The sequence below is a fragment of the Pseudorhodoplanes sp. genome, from assembly GCF_046289595.1.
In the GTDB taxonomy this organism is placed as follows: Bacteria; Pseudomonadota; Alphaproteobacteria; order Rhizobiales; family Xanthobacteraceae; genus Pseudorhodoplanes.
The window spans coordinates 1-15,328 of record NZ_JBKBVB010000054.1 but is presented as its reverse complement, the minus strand read 5'-3'; the positions used below and the strand labels follow the sequence as shown (position 1 = coordinate 15,328).

The 15,328-nt window shown below is 62.4% G+C and carries 15 protein-coding genes; 8 read left to right on the top strand and 7 right to left on the bottom strand.

All coding sequences use genetic code 11. The features are described 5' to 3' along the window. Positions 1 to 39 precede the first annotated feature (39 nt). The 4 genes from ACK41X_RS12845 to ACK41X_RS12830 all read right to left on the bottom strand — a co-directional run bounded on the left by ACK41X_RS12845 (position 40) and on the right by ACK41X_RS12830 (position 3,012). Positions 40 to 1,308 (bottom strand): diguanylate cyclase, encoded by a 1,269-nt coding sequence (locus ACK41X_RS12845; RefSeq protein ID WP_409723676.1) that lies wholly within the window; start codon positions 1,306 to 1,308, stop codon positions 40 to 42. Positions 1,309 to 1,496: 188 nt separating this feature from the next. Further along, positions 1,497 to 1,982 (bottom strand): 30S ribosomal protein S9, encoded by a 486-nt coding sequence (gene rpsI, locus ACK41X_RS12840; RefSeq protein ID WP_409723674.1) that lies wholly within the window; start codon positions 1,980 to 1,982, stop codon positions 1,497 to 1,499. A 2-nt stretch (positions 1,983 to 1,984) separates the two neighbouring features. After that, positions 1,985 to 2,446: a 50S ribosomal protein L13 gene (gene rplM, locus ACK41X_RS12835; RefSeq protein ID WP_409723671.1), complete on the bottom strand. Its 462-nt coding sequence runs from the start codon at positions 2,444 to 2,446 to the stop codon at positions 1,985 to 1,987. Between the two features lie 128 nt (positions 2,447 to 2,574). Further along, the gene (locus ACK41X_RS12830) at positions 2,575 to 3,012 is read right to left on the bottom strand and encodes a PaaI family thioesterase (protein ID WP_409723668.1); all 438 of its coding nucleotides are present in this window, start codon (positions 3,010 to 3,012) and stop codon (positions 2,575 to 2,577) included. Positions 3,013 to 3,096: 84 nt separating this feature from the next. Between ACK41X_RS12830 and ACK41X_RS12825 the strand changes: the two genes are divergently transcribed. The 4 genes from ACK41X_RS12825 (at position 3,097) to ACK41X_RS12810 (ending at position 6,132) form a co-directional block, all read left to right on the top strand. After that, the gene (locus tag ACK41X_RS12825) at positions 3,097 to 3,912 is read left to right on the top strand and encodes an enoyl-CoA hydratase (RefSeq protein ID WP_409723665.1); all 816 of its coding nucleotides are present in this window, start codon (positions 3,097 to 3,099) and stop codon (positions 3,910 to 3,912) included. After that, complete coding sequence (locus ACK41X_RS12820; RefSeq protein WP_409723662.1) at positions 3,912 to 4,154, top strand: hypothetical protein; 243 nt, start codon at positions 3,912 to 3,914, stop codon at positions 4,152 to 4,154. The genes ACK41X_RS12825 and ACK41X_RS12820 overlap by 1 nt, the downstream gene beginning before the upstream one ends. Then, positions 4,151 to 4,723, top strand: a complete 573-nt coding sequence (locus ACK41X_RS12815) for a CoA-binding protein (protein ID WP_409723659.1) — start codon at positions 4,151 to 4,153, stop codon at positions 4,721 to 4,723. Before ACK41X_RS12820 ends, ACK41X_RS12815 begins: the two co-directional genes overlap by 4 nt. A gap of 128 nt (positions 4,724 to 4,851) precedes the next feature. Continuing rightward, a complete protein-coding gene (locus tag ACK41X_RS12810; RefSeq protein ID WP_409723657.1) occupies positions 4,852 to 6,132 on the top strand; it encodes an O-acetylhomoserine aminocarboxypropyltransferase in 1,281 nt (426 codons plus the stop codon). Positions 6,133 to 6,135: 3 nt separating this feature from the next. On the opposite strand, the gene ACK41X_RS12805 is transcribed toward ACK41X_RS12810, so the two are convergent. Next, entirely contained in the window at positions 6,136 to 7,206 is a 1,071-nt protein-coding gene (locus ACK41X_RS12805; RefSeq protein WP_409723655.1) for a COX15/CtaA family protein, read from the bottom strand. A gap of 115 nt (positions 7,207 to 7,321) precedes the next feature. Here ACK41X_RS12805 and ACK41X_RS12800 point away from each other — a divergent pair, with 115 nt between their 5' ends. Next, complete coding sequence (locus ACK41X_RS12800) at positions 7,322 to 7,531, top strand: DUF2842 domain-containing protein (protein ID WP_409723652.1); 210 nt, start codon at positions 7,322 to 7,324, stop codon at positions 7,529 to 7,531. Here ACK41X_RS12800 and ACK41X_RS12795 read toward each other — a convergent pair. After that, on the bottom strand, positions 7,528 to 8,589 hold the full coding sequence (locus tag ACK41X_RS12795) for a polysaccharide deacetylase family protein (RefSeq protein WP_409723649.1): 1,062 nt from the start codon (positions 8,587 to 8,589) through the stop codon (positions 7,528 to 7,530). The two genes, ACK41X_RS12800 and ACK41X_RS12795, sit on opposite strands and share 4 nt — an antisense overlap. A gap of 93 nt (positions 8,590 to 8,682) precedes the next feature. Here ACK41X_RS12795 and ACK41X_RS12790 point away from each other — a divergent pair, with 93 nt between their 5' ends. Further along, positions 8,683 to 9,882, top strand: a complete 1,200-nt coding sequence (locus tag ACK41X_RS12790; protein WP_409723646.1) for a GNAT family N-acetyltransferase — start codon at positions 8,683 to 8,685, stop codon at positions 9,880 to 9,882. Between the two features lie 123 nt (positions 9,883 to 10,005). On the opposite strand, the gene ACK41X_RS12785 is transcribed toward ACK41X_RS12790, so the two are convergent. Beyond that, positions 10,006 to 12,216, bottom strand: a complete 2,211-nt coding sequence (locus tag ACK41X_RS12785) for a GumC family protein (RefSeq protein WP_409723643.1) — start codon at positions 12,214 to 12,216, stop codon at positions 10,006 to 10,008. Between the two features lie 438 nt (positions 12,217 to 12,654). Here ACK41X_RS12785 and ACK41X_RS12780 point away from each other — a divergent pair, with 438 nt between their 5' ends. Together ACK41X_RS12780 and ACK41X_RS12775 are read left to right on the top strand one after the other, a co-directional pair. Continuing rightward, a complete protein-coding gene (locus ACK41X_RS12780; protein WP_409723640.1) occupies positions 12,655 to 14,202 on the top strand; it encodes an undecaprenyl-phosphate glucose phosphotransferase in 1,548 nt (515 codons plus the stop codon). Then, a partial coding sequence (locus ACK41X_RS12775) for an O-antigen ligase family protein (RefSeq protein WP_409723637.1) occupies positions 14,199 to 15,328 on the top strand: 1,130 nt, incomplete at its 3' end. The genes ACK41X_RS12780 and ACK41X_RS12775, both read left to right, overlap by 4 nt.

Here is a 15,328-nt window from a genome sequence, read left to right as displayed (position 1 = left end):
GGCGGCCTTTAGAGACGCCATGGTAAACAATGCGTTTCCTCAGGCAGGGATCGCGTCAGCGGACACGCGAAACTGCGTGGCGGATGCCGTCTTACGGACTTCAGGTGCGAGCGTCGGCGCCAATGCCGGCTTTTCCTGCTTGGCTGTATCCCGCGCCTCGGTGTCGGTGCAGATGCGGTTGCGGCCTGCGCCCTTGGCAGCGTAGAGCGCACGGTCGGCACGTGCAAGCATGGTCGCGATATCGGCGGCGTCGGCCAGCGCCTCGGCAACACCGACGCTCACCGTGGCATTCATCACATGACCGGCGATCTCCACGCCGCGCTTTTCGAATGCGGCGCGGACGCGCTCGGCAACCATCAGCGCGGTCTCGGTACCGCCAGGCAGGATCGCCGCGAATTCCTCACCGCCCAGCCGGCCCACGATATCATTTGAGCGCATGTTGGTGCTGGCGGTCGCGGCAAAGGCCTCGAGCGCCGCATCGCCGACCTCGTGGCCGAAGCGGTCGTTGATTGACTTGAAGTGGTCGAGATCGAACATGAGGACGGTGACCGGCTGCCCGCTCTTGCGCTGGGCCGCAATCAGCGTCTCCGAAGCTTCGAGAAAGCCACGGCGGTTGAACAACCCTGTCAGGTGATCGGTCATCGCCGCGGTCTTATGGACCAGCGCGGAATGCTCCTTGGCCATCACCACGACAATGAAGGCCGTGCCGACGATATAGAGCAGCGTCAGGAGCGCGAAGAGCGGGAAAAATCCGTCCGCAGCGAACGGTGCTGCACCGGTGAAGAAGGTCGTGGTGAGGATCGGCGACAGAAAGATCACGCCGTGCAACGCCGGCACGGTCAGCGCGCGCGCGCGCGCTGCCTTGCCCTCGCGCGGCTTGCGGCGATCGCGCCGCAATTCGATGGCGGTCAGCACCGCATAGACGGTGATGATCAGGGAGGAGAGAACGACGCGCGCATTGTGCCATTGCATCAGTTCGGGCATGCGCGTCGCGACGAGCCAGACGATCGCGCCGGCGATCGCGCCTCCGGCGACCGGCTCGTGTCCGTGGAATTTACGCGCTCCGCTCCAGATCAGGCCGCAACAAGCGAACAACAGCGCGCTCGCAAGATCGGCCCCCGCCGCAGGCAGCACTTCGGGGCTAATGACCCAGAGCGCGACGGCAAATCCGCCGATCAGATAGGCCGAGGCCCAATAGCCAAGCGCCCTGACCGAACGATCCTGCAGCCACAGGGCCAAAAGGAATATTCCCAGCAGCGCCGCAATGCAGGTCGAAACCAGGAACAGCGTCGGCAAGTCGAGCGGCATGCAACCTTCCCGCATTCTGCGTCGCTTTCCGCCGGGTCCGTGGCGGACGTCTCAAGAAAGCGTCACCTCAATACGCGAGAGGGTGTTGTCGCAGGCTTTCGCAAAGCGCGCGCATTTTCTGTAAAAACGCCAATAAAAAAGGGGCCAACTGGCCCCTTTTTCCGAAGAACGCGGACGCCTTAGCAGGATCAGCGCTTCGAGAACTGGAACGAACGCCGAGCCTTGGCCTTGCCGTATTTCTTGCGCTCGACCACGCGCGGGTCGCGGGTGAGGAAGCCGCCGCGCTTGAGCGGCGAACGCAGATCCGGCTCGAAATAGGTCAGCGCCTTCGAGATGCCGTGACGCACGGCGCCCGCCTGTCCCGACAGACCGCCTCCGGAGACAGTGCAGATCACGTCATACTGACCGGAACGGTTCGCCGCCACGATCGGCTGCTGGATCATCATGCGCAGAACGGGGCGTGCAAAGAACTGCTCGACCGGCTTGGTGTTAACGACGATCTTGCCGGAGCCCGGCTTGATCCAGACGCGCGCGACCGCATTCTTGCGCTTGCCCGTGGCGTAGGCGCGGCCCTGGCCATCCAGCTTCTGGACATGCTTCGGCTGTTCGGCTGGTTGCGCACCTTGCGCCTTCAGCGCCGAAAGACCTTCGAGAGATTGAACGGATTCGGCCATGATCAGGCTGCCTTGTTCTTGCGGTTCAGGGCGCCGACATCGAGCGCCTCGGGTTTCTGGGCTTCGTGCGGATGCTCGGCGCCAGGATAGACCCGCAGATTGCCAAGCTGCTTGCGGCCGAGCGGACCGCGCGGAAGCATGCGCTCCACCGCCTTCTCGACGATACGCTCAGGGAAGCGGCCTTCGAAGATCGACTTCGCCGAGCGCTCCTTGATGCCTCCGATATAGCCGGTGTGGTGATAGTAGATTTTCTGGTCGCGCTTGCGGCCGGTGAAGACCACCTTTTCCGCATTGATAACAATGACATTGTCGCCATCGTCGACATGCGGGGTGAAGCTCGGCTTGTGCTTGCCGCGCAGGCGCAATGCGATGATCGAGGCGAGCCGGCCGACAACGAGGCCGGTGGCGTCGATCACGACCCATTTTTTCTCAACGTCGGCGGGCTTCGCCGAAAAGGTTTTCATGACCATGGTCCGGGAGGTTGGAGTTGGCTGGGCTTGTAGAAGATCGCCAAACTGCCGTCAATGCTCACCAGGCAATATAACACTCATAAAATCAATGGTTTATAAAATAGGTTGCATATTACCTCATTCTAACCGTCGGTATTCGGCGGGATAGAATAGGTGGAGGTGACGTGCGCCACGGGGTCGTCGCTGCCATGGGAATAGAGCGTGACCTCCATCACCGCGAGCCGCTTGCCGAGCTTGAGCATCCCAGCATCCGCGATGAGGTCGCGCTGGTCCGGCCGGCGGAGAAAGTTGATGTTGAAGTTGATGGTCACCGCGAGCGCCACCGGGCCGATCGCCGACAGCACTGCAAGATAAAGCGCGAAATCGGCCAGCATCATCATGGTTGGACCGGAGATGGTGCCGCCCGGCCGAATGAACTTCTCGCTATAGGCGAGCCGCACCACGGCACGTCCATGATGGACCTCTTCGATCGAAAGTCCGCTGTCCGGATGAAACGCCTGCGGAAATTCCCGTGTCAGGAACTCTTCCAGCTCCGCAATGCTCATCGCCGGCTGTGCCATCACGACGTCCTTCGCTTGCCCTGCCAGGATCGGATACAATGGCTTCACGCGCCGGCAAAGGGGCGCTTTGCGAAGGGTTCCGCGATGAATGTTCATGCCCGGCCCGACGGCACCACGATCCTCTTGCGCGAGAAGCGCGACGGCATCGCACTGCTGACGCTGAACAACCCTGCGGCACGCAACGCGTTGTCCGAGGAGCTGATCGAAGCGCTCGGCACCGCGTTCGCTGAGGTAGGGCGCGACCCTTCGATCCGTGCCGTCGTCGTTGCAGCCAACGGACCCGCTTTCAGCGCCGGACACGACCTCAAGCAATTGACTGCGCGGCGATCCGACGCCGATGGAGGCAAAGCCTATTTTCGGCATGTGATGACATCCTGCAGCGCGATGATGCAGCAGATCGTGGCCTTACCGCAGCCAGTGATCGCCTGTGTCTCGGGCGTCGCCACGGCGGCCGGATGCCAGCTTGTTGCAACCTGCGATCTCGCCGTGGCCTCATCGCAGGCGCGTTTCGCGACGCCCGGCGTCGATATCGGCCTGTTCTGCTCGACGCCGATGGTGGCGCTCACACGCAACATCCCGCGCAAAAACGCGATGCATATGCTGCTGACGGGGGAACCGGTAACGGCAGACGAAGCCTTGCGGCTCGGGCTCGTCAACAAGGTGGTGCCGCATGGCGCCGAACGCGATGCCGCGTTCGAACTTGCACAGCGCGTCGCATCGAAATCGGCGGCGGCGGTCAAGATCGGCAAACAGGCTTTCTACCGGCAGGCCGACATGAGCCTGGCCGAGGCCTACACCTTTGCCGCCGAAGTCATGACGGAAAACATGATGACTCACGACGCCAATGAGGGCATCTGCGCGTTTATCGAGAAGCGCGATCCCGAATGGGAGGACCGCTGATGACGGGCGTCGCCCTGTGTCCTTCGGGCGTCGACCGCCGCACACTGCTGCGCGGGGCCGCGGCGGGCGGCGTCTGGGGTCTTGTCGTTGCCACCGCACTGCTCGGCCTTTCCTTCTACCAATGCGGCACACTCTGTCTTGGCCAGATTGTCGACACCGCCGCCCTGTCGGTCGCCTCGGGCATCGTCGGGATCGGGCCGCTTGTATTGCTCCGCCGCGCCGAGCAGACTTCCGCCAAATGAATCACGACAATTACGACGACGGCTATATCCGCGGCATCCTCAACACGGTGAAGACCATCGCCGTCGTCGGCGTGTCGCCGAAGGTCGTGCGGCCGAGCTATTTCGTGTTCAAGTACCTGCTGGAGCGCGGCTACCACATGATCCCGGTCAATCCGGGCCTGGCCGGGGGTGAACTGCTCGGTCAAAAGGTCTACGCGACACTTGCCGACATTCCCGAGCCCGTGGACATGGTCGACATTTTCCGCAATTCGGACGCAGCGTTCGGCGCGGTGCAGGAAGCGTTGGCACTGGACCCGAAACCGGCGGTGATCTGGATGCAGCTTGGGGTGCGCAACGACCCGGCGGCAAAGCTTGCCGAGGATGCGGGAATGAAGGTGGTGATGAACCGCTGTCCCAAAATCGAGTACGGCCGGTTGTCCTCGGAGATTTCCTGGCTCGGCGTGAATTCGCGGACCCTGTCCTCAAAGCGCGCACCGCCCGGTAGAGGTATCCAGCGCATGTCGCTGCAGCGCGAAACGACACCCGGCGGGACGACAGAGGCGACGGTGCGGGCTCAAAGCGAGAACTGACGGCGCCGGACTTTACCGTTCTTCCGGAATCGTTGTCCGGGATGCCGCGGTCTGCCCCTCAATGTCTTGACGCGGCCAAGCCCTCCGATAAACCGGGCGGTGCCCCTAGCGCACGCGGAGACGAGCCCATGCCCGAACGCACGCCCGGTTTTGCCACCCTCTCCATCCATGCAGGCGCGCAACCCGACCCGACCACCGGCGCGCGTGCGACACCGATCTACCAGACCACGTCCTATGTGTTCGACGACGTGGAGCACGCAGCGTCGCTGTTCGGGCTGCAGGCTTTCGGAAATATCTACACGCGCATCGGCAATCCGACCTGCGCGGTTCTGGAAGAGCGCATCGCAGCATTGGAAGGCGGCACGGCAGGGCTCGCCACCGCGTCCGGCCATGCCGCGCAGGTTCTGGTGATGCAGGCGCTTATGATGCCGGGCGAGGAATTCGTCGCATCGAAAAAGCTCTACGGCGGTTCGATCAACCAGTTCAACCATGCCTTTAAGAGCTTCGGCTGGAATGTGGCGTGGGCGGACCCGGACGACATATCGACATTCGAGCGCGCGATCACGCCGAAGACGAAAGCGATCTTCATCGAGTCGATCGCCAATCCCGGTGGAATCATCGTCGACATCGAAGCGATCGCCAATGTCGCCCGCAAGGCCGGCGTGCCGCTGATCGTCGATAACACGCTGGCCACGCCCTATCTGTGCAAGCCGATCGACTACGGCGCCGATATCATCGTGCACTCGCTCACCAAGTTTCTCGGCGGCCACGGCAATTCAATCGGCGGCATGATCGTCGATGGAGGCACCTTCAACTGGTCGCGCGAGGGCCGTTATCCGATGCTGTCGGAACCACGGCCGGAATACCAGGGCATCGTGCTGCACGAGACCTTCGGCAATTTCGCTTTCGCGATTGCCTGCCGGGTGCTTGGCCTTCGCGACCTTGGCCCCGCGCTGTCGCCGTTCAACGCCTTCCTGATCCTGACCGGCGTCGAGACCTTGCCGCTGCGCATGCAGCGCCACTCGGACAATGCGAAGGCGGTCGCGGAATGGCTGTCGAAGCATCCGAAGGTGGCCTGGGTCTCCTATCCGGGTCTTGCGGGCGACCGCTATCACGCCCTCGCCCAACGCTACTGTCCGAAGGGCGCGGGCGCCGTTTTCACCTTCGGACTGAAGGGCGGCTACGAAGCCGGGATCAAGCTCGTCTCAAATGTGAAGCTGTTCTCCCACCTTGCCAATATTGGCGACACCCGATCGCTGATCATCCATCCGGCCTCGACCACGCACCGGCAGCTCACCGACGCGCAGAAGGCTCAGGCCGGAGCAGGCCCCGACGTTGTACGGCTGTCGATCGGACTGGAGGACAAGGAGGACATCATCGCCGACCTGGAGCAGGCGCTGGCGGCATAGCTCTCATGTTGGCTGGACGGCAACGATCCGCGGCGCGCCGCGCACTGCGAATTGCGCGGCCTGCAGCACAGCGATTGTCAGCAGCAGGATCGCCATCGCCTGATGGAGCAGCGCCATCATGATCGGCACGCCGAACAACAGCGTCGCAATGCCGATCACGGCCTGGACGATCATGAGCAGCACGAACAAGGCCGCGTAGGCGCGCGCCGTGCGGTCCTGAACGCTGCGGCCCATGTCCCAAGCATACCACAGCGCAATCAGCAGAATGAGGTAGGCCATCATGCGGTGATTGAACTGAACGGTCAGCGCATTCTCGAAGAAGTTGCGCCACAGCGGCGTTTCGAACCACAACCGGTCCGCCGCCGGAATCAGCGCGCCGTCGATATGCGGCCAGGTGTTGTAGACAAGGCCGGCATCGAGGCCGGCAACCAGCGCGCCAAGATAGATCTGGATCAGGACGAGCCCGACCAGGAATCCAGCGGCCACCCGCAGCCGCGCCGGCGCTGCGATAATGCCGGCCGGTTTCATGCGCGCCACGATCCAGACGATCGCGGCATAGATGACGCAGGCGAGCGTCATGTGGAACGCCAGCCGGTATTGCGAGACGGAGACGCGCTCGGTGAGCCCCGATGACACCATCCACCAGCCGACCGCACCCTGAATGCCGCCCAGCGCAAACAGCCCGAACAGCGGCCAGCGCAGGTCACGGCCGATCCAGCCCCGCCACAGGAAGAACAGGAACGGGACGATAAACACAACGCCGATCACGCGGCCGAGCACCCGGTGCGCCCATTCCCACCAGAAGATGACCTTGAACTCGGACAGCGACATGCCGCGATTGACTTCGCGGTATTGCGGGATCTGCTTGTATTTGTCGAACTCGGCCGCCCATTGCGCATCGGTCAGCGGCGGGACGATGCCGGTCACCGGCTTCCATTCGACAATCGACAATCCGGACTCGGTGAGCCGCGTGGCGCCGCCGACGATTAGCGTCGCCACCACCAGGGCGGCGACGACCAGCAGCCAGGCACGCACCGGCCCGACTGCCGTTTCAGAGTTTCTGGTGCCGACCATGAGCCTTCCGCAATCCTTGACGCGTAACGGAAATTCGGGGCCAGCGGCTGGCTTGCCGCGCCACCGCTGACCATATAGTCAGCATCCGCGTCGCAACACAACGCCCTGCCCCGCCATGTCAATTCGCACCCGCAAGCTGATCGGCGCCATCCTTTTGCTGCTCTTGGTTACGGTCTGGTCGTTGCTGGCAATGGCGCTCGCGCAATTCGCCTTTTCAAGTCCAAACGCCGTGGCGGCCTGGGTGTTTTACGTTGTCGCAGGCCTTGGCTGGGTTTTTCCGGCCATGCCGGTAATCCGGTGGATGGAGAAAGGACGCAAGGCCTAGGCCGCGCGGGGCCCTCGCCGGAACCCGTTCCACATGGCCGTCGCGGTCCCCGACATGAGCACGCCCAGGTAGCGCAATTGCTGGTATTCGCCGTTGAGCGAAATGCGCGGCAGCGCCGTCAGATGGTTGCGATGCTCTCGGAAAAGAACGCCCGGCTGGGTCGTCACCGCGGTCTTGAAGCCCAACTCGGCGGCGATGGCAAATTCGCGAGAGCCAGCCGAGGATGGGTCGCCGACCGGATAGGCAAAATGCTCGGGGCGAAAGCCGATCGCGGATTCAATGACCGCGCGGCTCATCTCCATTTCCGCACGCACGACCCGGTCGGGTGTTTTTCTGAGCCTGTAATGATTGACGCTGTGGGCACCGATCGTCACCAGGGGGTCGCGTGCGAGTTCGGCAATATCCTCCCAGCTCATGCATAGTTCGTCGCAGAGCGCAGCCATGTCGACGCCATAGCGCGCGGCGAGATCGCGGATCACGACGCGCAATTCATCCTCGGTCGAAAGGCTGCGCAGCCACCAGTAAAGCTGCTCATAGATGTTGCGCTTGTCGTCCAGGCTCGCGCAGTCAAAGCGGCGCTCGACACCATCGATGTAGAGGCCGATCCGTTCGGTGCTGGCGACAACGCGCTCCAGCGCCACCCACCAGATTTCGCCGATCCGATCGGGAAAACTGGTCGGAACATAAAGCGCGAATGGTGCCTCATGCTTTTTCAGGACCGGATAGGCCCATTGCAGCAGGTCGCGATAACCGTCATCGAAGGTGATGCAGACAAAGCGGCGCTTGAAGTCGCGCTGCACCAGACGCCGGTACATTTCGTCGAGGGAAACGATATCGAGGCCGGACCGGCGCAGCCGCCGCACCACCGCCGCAAAAAAGCCGGGGGACACCTCAAGCAGGCGGTTCGGCTGGAACCCGGCGGGCCGCGCCGGGCGGACATGGTGCAGGGTCAGGATCGCGCCCACCCCCTGGAAGAACGGGCGCAGCGCGACATGGGCTCCGCTGAAATACAGCGTTTCAAGCCCCGCCCGAATGATCGCCTTTTTTAACCCGCCCACTGCCAAAAGCCGCAATTCCCGCCAAAGCGATGCGATCCTGCCAACGCTTTGTTGAGAATCCTTTGCCAAGTTGCCGTTTTCAAGGAGCCCTCGATGAATTTTGCGCTGGCGAAGACCGAGCATGCGCAAGCCCTGCCCGCGCTGCCCATCGCCCGCGGCTGGTCCATCGAGCTCGCTCAAAATCTCGAAATTGCAGAAGCGCCCTGGCGTGAATTGATGCGCGGGGAGTGTTTCGGCACGGCCTTCCAGGACTTCGACCTGTGCGCGCTTTGGTTGCGTCACGTCGGAGCACCGGCGGGATACGCGCCGGCCATCGTCGTCGGCCGCGACCGCGACGGCCGCGCGGCGTTTCTCTGGCCGCTGGTATCCAGACGGCTCGCCGGCTGTCGCGTAGCCAGCGTTTTCTGCGGCCGCCACGCCAATTTCGGCGCGACCCTGTGGCGCAGGGATATTGCAAACAGCGTTACGGCGGAAGACCTGCAGTCGATCCTGACGGGGCTTGCCAGTTCCGGAATTGACGCGCTCGCGCTCCTCAATCAGCCGGCCGAGTTGAACGGTGTGCCCAACCCCTTTCTCCTCCTGCCGCACAGCAATGCGCCAGACAAAAGCTACAGCCTCACGCTGGAAGGGACCGGCGAAGAGATCATCGGCCGGCACTTCAATGCCGATACCCGACGCAAACTCCGCCGCAAGGAGCGCCACCTGGCCCGGCTGCCGGGCTTTCGCTATGTCCGCGCGGCGAACCGCTCCGAAGCCGAGCGCTTCGTGTCGGAATTTATGCGCCAGAAGGCGGCGCGGCTGGCCGCACGCGGCATCGGCAACGCTTTTGACGAGCCTGGCATGGATGCGTTCCTGCGCGCTGCATCACTTTCCGGTCTCTCCTGCGGCTCCCCGCTGATCGAGATCCATGCCCTGCAGAGCGATGACGACCTTCTTGCCCTGTTTGCGGGGATCCACGACCGCGACACCTTTTCCACGATGTTCAATTCCTACACCCTCAGCGACAACGCGCGCATGAGTCCGGGTCTCATCTTGCTAATGAAACTCGTGGACGACTGCGCCCGTCGTGGTTTCCGGACATTGAGCCTCGGCATCGGCGCTGCCGAGTACAAACAATCCCTGTGCGACAGGGCCGAGCTGCCGTTCGACACGACGATCGGGCTAACTGTTCGTGGGCATGTATTCGCACGCGCCACGAGAGCCTTTCGCGCGGCGAAAGGTACGATAAAGAATAACCAGCGACTTTGGCGCCTTGTAACCGGGCTCCGCGCCAAATTCTTTGCGCGAACCTGAGCGCGACCCCACCGAGCCTTTTCGCTTGTCTTCGAAAAGTGAGAAAGACTCTGAGTTTTTCGTTGACGCGCGTCTTCTTAGCGTTGAAACGCTATCCGCTCGGCGCAAAAATGCTTCAATCCGTCACGCGGCCACCGGACCGGCATCGCCGCGCAGCTCCGATGATTGGCCTTGGCCTTGCACAAGTACAACCTCGCCAAATCCGGCTGCGCTTAGCCGCTCCGCCGCCGTCTTGGCTTGAACCGATACCAAATCACGGGCAACCAGCACCGCACGCGGAGCAAAGCTGGCCAGGGAATTGATCGCGTCCTCGGTCAAAGCACCGCCGTCGACGACGACGTGATCGTAGGTGCGGGCCAGTGCGTCGAGCGTAACACGAAGCCTCGCTGACTGAAGGATGACCGCGGCGTCATCGTCAACCTGACCGGCGGCTACGAGATGCAACCGCGAGAACTTGTCCCGTGTGATGATATCGCCGAACGAAGCCCGTCCTTTTGCAAGCTCTGCAAATCCTGGCGCGTCTGGATCGACCGACATGATCGACAGGTTCGGCGCATTCAACGCAAGGTCGGCCAGCACCACCTTGCCGCCTTTCGCGGCCAGAGCCCGAGCCAACATGAGGGCTGTATAGGTTGCGCCTACATTGCGTTCCGCCCCGAATATCACCACACGCCGGCCGGATTCGCCCATTGTGCTCAGTGCATTGGCCAATGTTGACAGCCGGTCCGCTTTCGCAGCGGCTGGCGCCGCAGCCGCCGCTGCCGGTAGCGGGGCCACCGGGGCGAGCGGATTGCCGTGCTGGTCCTTCGAAGTCATGCCGGGGCTTTTCCGGAATAGACCAAACAGCGACCTGCGCGCTGCGGAGGGGGCTGCCGGCGACGCCCGTTCGTACGATTCCGCCAGCGCCAGCTCCCTGCGCATGACATTCGGCACGCCTTGCCGCAGGATTTCCCCCGAAATGACGAAAGCCGTGACAAGGAAAAGCGTCGCCAATGCTGAAACAATTACGATCGGCAGCGTTTTCGGGAAGGCCGGCACGTTCGATACCGTGGCGCGCGAGATCACCCGGACTTCCGCCGGAGGCGCGTCGAGATTCTCACGAGCCGTTGCCTCCCGGTATCGGGCCAGATAGGACTCCAGCAGGTCGCGCTGCGCCTTCGCCTCCCGCTCCAGGGCCCGCAATTGCACCTCCTGGGGCGATGCGCCGCTGATCTGACTCTTGATCCGGTCGATCGCATCGACCGTCTGATCGACGCGCAGAGACGCGATCCGGGCGTCGTTTTCCATGGCTAGAACCAGACGCTCGAGCTCGACGCGGATCTGCGCATCGAGCGACCTGATCTGCGCATTGAGCTCCTGGATACGCGGATGCCGGTCAAGGAGGGTCGACGATTGTTCCGCAAGCTGGGCACGCAGCAAGACCCTCTGTTCGACCAGCCGCTTCAGCAGGTCGGAATTGAAAATGTCGGAGGATTCGACCGGCTTGCCGCTCTTGAGCATCGTGCGGATCGCCTGCGACCGCGCTTCAAGATCGGCCTTCTGGGCGCGGGCATTGGCAAGCTGGGTGGTCAGTTCGCCAAGCTGCTGGGTGCTCAGATTGGTCTGATTGGCGCCGACAAAGAGATTGGCTTTCGCCCGGAACGCATCGACCTTGGCGTCGCTTTCCTGCACCGTCTTGCGCAGTTGCTCGATCTCGTTGGCAAGATAGGCGACGGCGCTCCGCGTCTGCTCCACTTTCGCCTGCTGCTGCACTTTCATGTAGGCGTCCAGAATGGCGTTGACGACCTTTGCAGCGAGCTCGGGATCTTCGCTCTGAAACTGAATGGTAATGACCCGCGACCTCTCGACCGCGGAAACCGTCAGCCGCTGGTAGTAAACCTCCATGACCCGTTCTTCGGCGGTCATGTTGAGCCGGTCGCGGCCGATACCAAAGATCGACAATATTCCCGAGACCGGGGAGACGCCCTTGAGCACAGGATCGAATTCCTGGCGTTCGCCAAGTTTCAATTCGCGGATCACCTGCCTGGCAATGTCGCGCGACTGGATGACCTGCACCTGGGTCGCGATCGCTTCCTGGTCCGCAGCAGCCCGGTCGATCGACTTCTCCGCCTCGGGCCGAAGGAAGACGTTTTCACGTCCCTCCACCATGATCTTGGCTTCGGACTGGAAGCGCGGCGTGATCTGGTTGACGACGGCGAGCGTGGCTGCAGCGACCAGCAGCGTCGGCAGGAGGATCAGCCACTTCTTGCGCCAAAGCGCCGCACCGAGCGCGCGCAGATCGAGATCGCCTCCGGACGATACGCCGACGCCACCCTGCTCAACCGACTGCATCATCCGACTCCGCAGCAACGAACCCGGCTATTTCGGACGATTATGGTTATTGTCCGGTTAAGCGCCAGCCTTGCTCGAACCGATTGCGGCGCGCTGCCGCCAAGACATACGGCCATTCATTAACGTCGCTTAACCACGATGGCCATGCCGGCATGGTCACGCAGGTCGGGGACGCTGAGAGCCCGATTTCAAGGGCGCGGCGTCCAGCGCCGTTAACCATATCGCAAGCATGCGGCATCTGGCAGCCTTGCTCGGCGCACGCCCGAAGGCCAATTGCATCACGGATAGCGCGACGGGCGAAGCCAGTGTCAGACGAGGCGCCGATGTCAAAACCGAAAAAATGCGAATAAGCCTTTGTTGAATTTTTTCCGATAGGACCGCTCCATCACAACAAGGTCTGCGCGTCATTGCCCGATGCGACCGACCGAGGGACGGCGTAAAATGTTCGATCTGGACGCTCGCAAGTTGCTGGGCGTGCCTCTGACTGCTTCCGCCCTGACCGGCGGCGCAGATTCGGCTGCGCGCGGAAAACGTCAATTGTCGCCTGCGGCGCTCGCCGCGGCGGCGCCAGTCACCCGCACGGCGTTTTCACCGATCGTGATCGCGGGCTTCGTGCGCGCCATCGAGGCAGCACTCATCGCTTTCGTCGGTATGCTTGCCTATTATACTTACGTATTCCCGGCGGAAGGCTTCCGCTGGCCCTACATCGTGGCAATCGCGGGCATTTCGATATTGTCGGTCGTGGCCTTTGAGGCGGTCGAGATCTATCAGATCCACGCTTTCCGCCGGCCGCTGCGCCAGATGGCACGGCTTCTGTCGGCCTGGTCTCTGGTTTTTCTGCTCGCGATCGCGGCCTCCTTCCTTCTGAAACTTGACCTTCCCTTCTCCCGTGTCTGGCTCGTCGGCTTCTGGGGGGGCGGCCTGATTGTCTTGCTTATGTCGCGCAGCATTCTTTATCTGCTGGTCAGGCAATGGATGCGCGATGGCCGGCTCACTCGGCGGACCGTCATCGTCGGTGGCGGCGCCCCGGGCGAAGCCCTGATCGAGGCACTAAAAGACCAGGAGGATTCCGACGTCCGCGTGATCGGTGTTTTTGACGATCGCAATGACGAGCGCTCGCCCACGCATTGCGGTGGCCTTTCCAAGCTTGGGACGGTCGACGACTTCGTCGAGTTCGCACGCCGCACCCGGATCGATCTTGTCATCTTCTCGCTGCCGATCAGCGCCGAAAACCGCCTTCTGGCGATGCTGAAGAAGCTCTGGGTGCTGCCGGTCGATATCCGGCTGTCGGCGCACTCAAACAAGCTGCGCTTCCGGCCCCGCTCCTACTCCTATATCGGAGCCGTTCCCGTCCTCGACGTGTTCGACCGTCCGATTGCCGATTGGGACGTCGTGATGAAATGGCTGTTCGACAGGATCGTCGGCGGCCTGATGCTGCTCGCCGCATTGCCGGTCATGGCGGCCGTCGCCATCGCCATCAAGCTCGACAGCAGAGGCCCCATTCTGTTCAAGCAGAAGCGGTACGGCTTCAACAACGACCTGATCGAGGTTTACAAATTCCGCTCGATGTATGTCGATCAATGCGACGCGACGGCGAACAAACTCGTCACCAAACACGATCCGCGCGTGACGCGGGTTGGCCGCTTCATCCGCAAGACCAGCCTCGACGAATTGCCGCAGCTCTTCAATGTCGTGTTCAAGGGTAACCTGTCGCTGGTCGGACCGCGCCCGCATGCGGTGAACGCCAAGGCGGAAGCCCGCCTCTATGATGAGGCCGTCGACGGCTATTTTGCAAGGCACCGCGTCAAACCTGGTGTCACCGGCTGGGCGCAGATTAACGGCTGGCGCGGCGAAACCGACACGCAGGAAAAGATCCAGAAGCGCGTCGAATACGACCTGTACTACATCGAGAACTGGTCGATTCTGTTTGATCTCTATATCGTCCTGATGACGCCCTTCGCGCTGCTCAAGAGCGAGAACGCCTATTGATCACGCTCGACCAGGCGCAGGCGATGGCCGCAGCTGCGCGGTCGGCCCCGGCGGCCGGGCCTGCGCGCCGCGTGCCGGCGGTCGCGGTGGGCCTGCTTCACGGCGCGCTGTTTCTGACGATCCTCGGCAGCTTCCTTGTCTTCATTGAGCCGTCGCCCTACGAGGTGCTCTCGGCGCTGCTGGTCTTTACCTGCTTCCTTGCCGGCGTCACGTTCGACCGCAAGCTGCTGCCACTCGTCATTCTGTTGCTGCTGTACAATCTCGGCGGCGCATTCTCGCTGATCCCGGTGATTGGGGATGAGCCGTCGCGGCGATTCATCCTGATTTCGTTCTATATGGCAGTCACCGCGATCGTCTTCGCCATGATCTTTTCCGCCGATTGCGTACGGCGCGCCGAACTCCTCCGAACCGCCTATATCCTCGCCGGCGTCTGCGCGGCGATCGCCGGCATTGCCGGCTATTTCACCGGCAGCGAGCTGCTCACGCTGTATGGCCGCGCCCGCGGCACCTTCAAGGACCCGAACGTCTACGGCCCCTTTCTGATCCTGCCGATGCTGTTTCTGCTGCAATCTTTCCTGGCAAAAGGCCTGCGCGTCGTTTCGTTCGCCGCATTCATGATCATGGCGGCCGGTTTGTTCCTGAGCTTCTCGCGCGCCGCATGGGCGCACATGGTGTTTTCGGCGGTCATGATGATGGCGCTTCTGTTCATGACCACGCCGAGCGGCTGGTTCCGGGCCCGCCTTGTCGCATTTTCGGTGATGGTCAGCCTTGCGATCGCAGGTCTCCTGGCCGGTCTGCTTGCGGTCGGCAATGTCGGCGACGTCTTCAAGGAGCGCGCCTCGCTGAATCAGTATTATGACGTCGGCGAGAGCGGGCGTTTCGGCAACCAGAAGAAAAGCGTCAACGAATTGCTGGAACTGCCAAACGGTTTCGGCCCGCTGCAGTTTCGCAATCATTACGGCAACGACCCGCATCAGGTCTATCTGAATGCCTTCGCGTCCTATGGCTGGCTCGGCGGATTCTCCTATCTCGCGCTGGTGCTGCTCACTCTCCTCATTGGCCTGCGCACCGTATTCGTCGCAACGCCGTGGCAGCGCTATTTCATTCCGGTGATGGCTACCTTCAC

Excerpts from the sequence above, each read along its gene's own strand:
- ACK41X_RS12845 (WP_409723676.1), bottom strand. The coding sequence starts at position 1,308 with ATGCCGCTCGACTTGCCGACGCTGTTCCTGGTTTCGACCTGCATTGCG.
- rpsI (WP_409723674.1), bottom strand. The coding sequence starts at position 1,982 with ATGGCCGAATCCGTTCAATCTCTCGAAGGTCTTTCGGCGCTGAAGGCG.
- rplM (WP_409723671.1), bottom strand. The coding sequence starts at position 2,446 with ATGAAAACCTTTTCGGCGAAGCCCGCCGACGTTGAGAAAAAATGGGTC.
- ACK41X_RS12830 (WP_409723668.1), bottom strand. The coding sequence starts at position 3,012 with ATGGCACAGCCGGCGATGAGCATTGCGGAGCTGGAAGAGTTCCTGACA.
- ACK41X_RS12825 (WP_409723665.1), top strand. The coding sequence starts at position 3,097 with ATGAATGTTCATGCCCGGCCCGACGGCACCACGATCCTCTTGCGCGAG.
- ACK41X_RS12820 (WP_409723662.1), top strand. The coding sequence starts at position 3,912 with ATGACGGGCGTCGCCCTGTGTCCTTCGGGCGTCGACCGCCGCACACTG.
- ACK41X_RS12815 (WP_409723659.1), top strand. The coding sequence starts at position 4,151 with ATGAATCACGACAATTACGACGACGGCTATATCCGCGGCATCCTCAAC.
- ACK41X_RS12810 (WP_409723657.1), top strand. The coding sequence starts at position 4,852 with ATGCCCGAACGCACGCCCGGTTTTGCCACCCTCTCCATCCATGCAGGC.
- ACK41X_RS12805 (WP_409723655.1), bottom strand. The coding sequence starts at position 7,206 with ATGGTCGGCACCAGAAACTCTGAAACGGCAGTCGGGCCGGTGCGTGCC.
- ACK41X_RS12800 (WP_409723652.1), top strand. The coding sequence starts at position 7,322 with ATGTCAATTCGCACCCGCAAGCTGATCGGCGCCATCCTTTTGCTGCTC.
- ACK41X_RS12790 (WP_409723646.1), top strand. The coding sequence starts at position 8,683 with ATGAATTTTGCGCTGGCGAAGACCGAGCATGCGCAAGCCCTGCCCGCG.
- ACK41X_RS12785 (WP_409723643.1), bottom strand. The coding sequence starts at position 12,216 with ATGATGCAGTCGGTTGAGCAGGGTGGCGTCGGCGTATCGTCCGGAGGC.
- ACK41X_RS12780 (WP_409723640.1), top strand. The coding sequence starts at position 12,655 with ATGTTCGATCTGGACGCTCGCAAGTTGCTGGGCGTGCCTCTGACTGCT.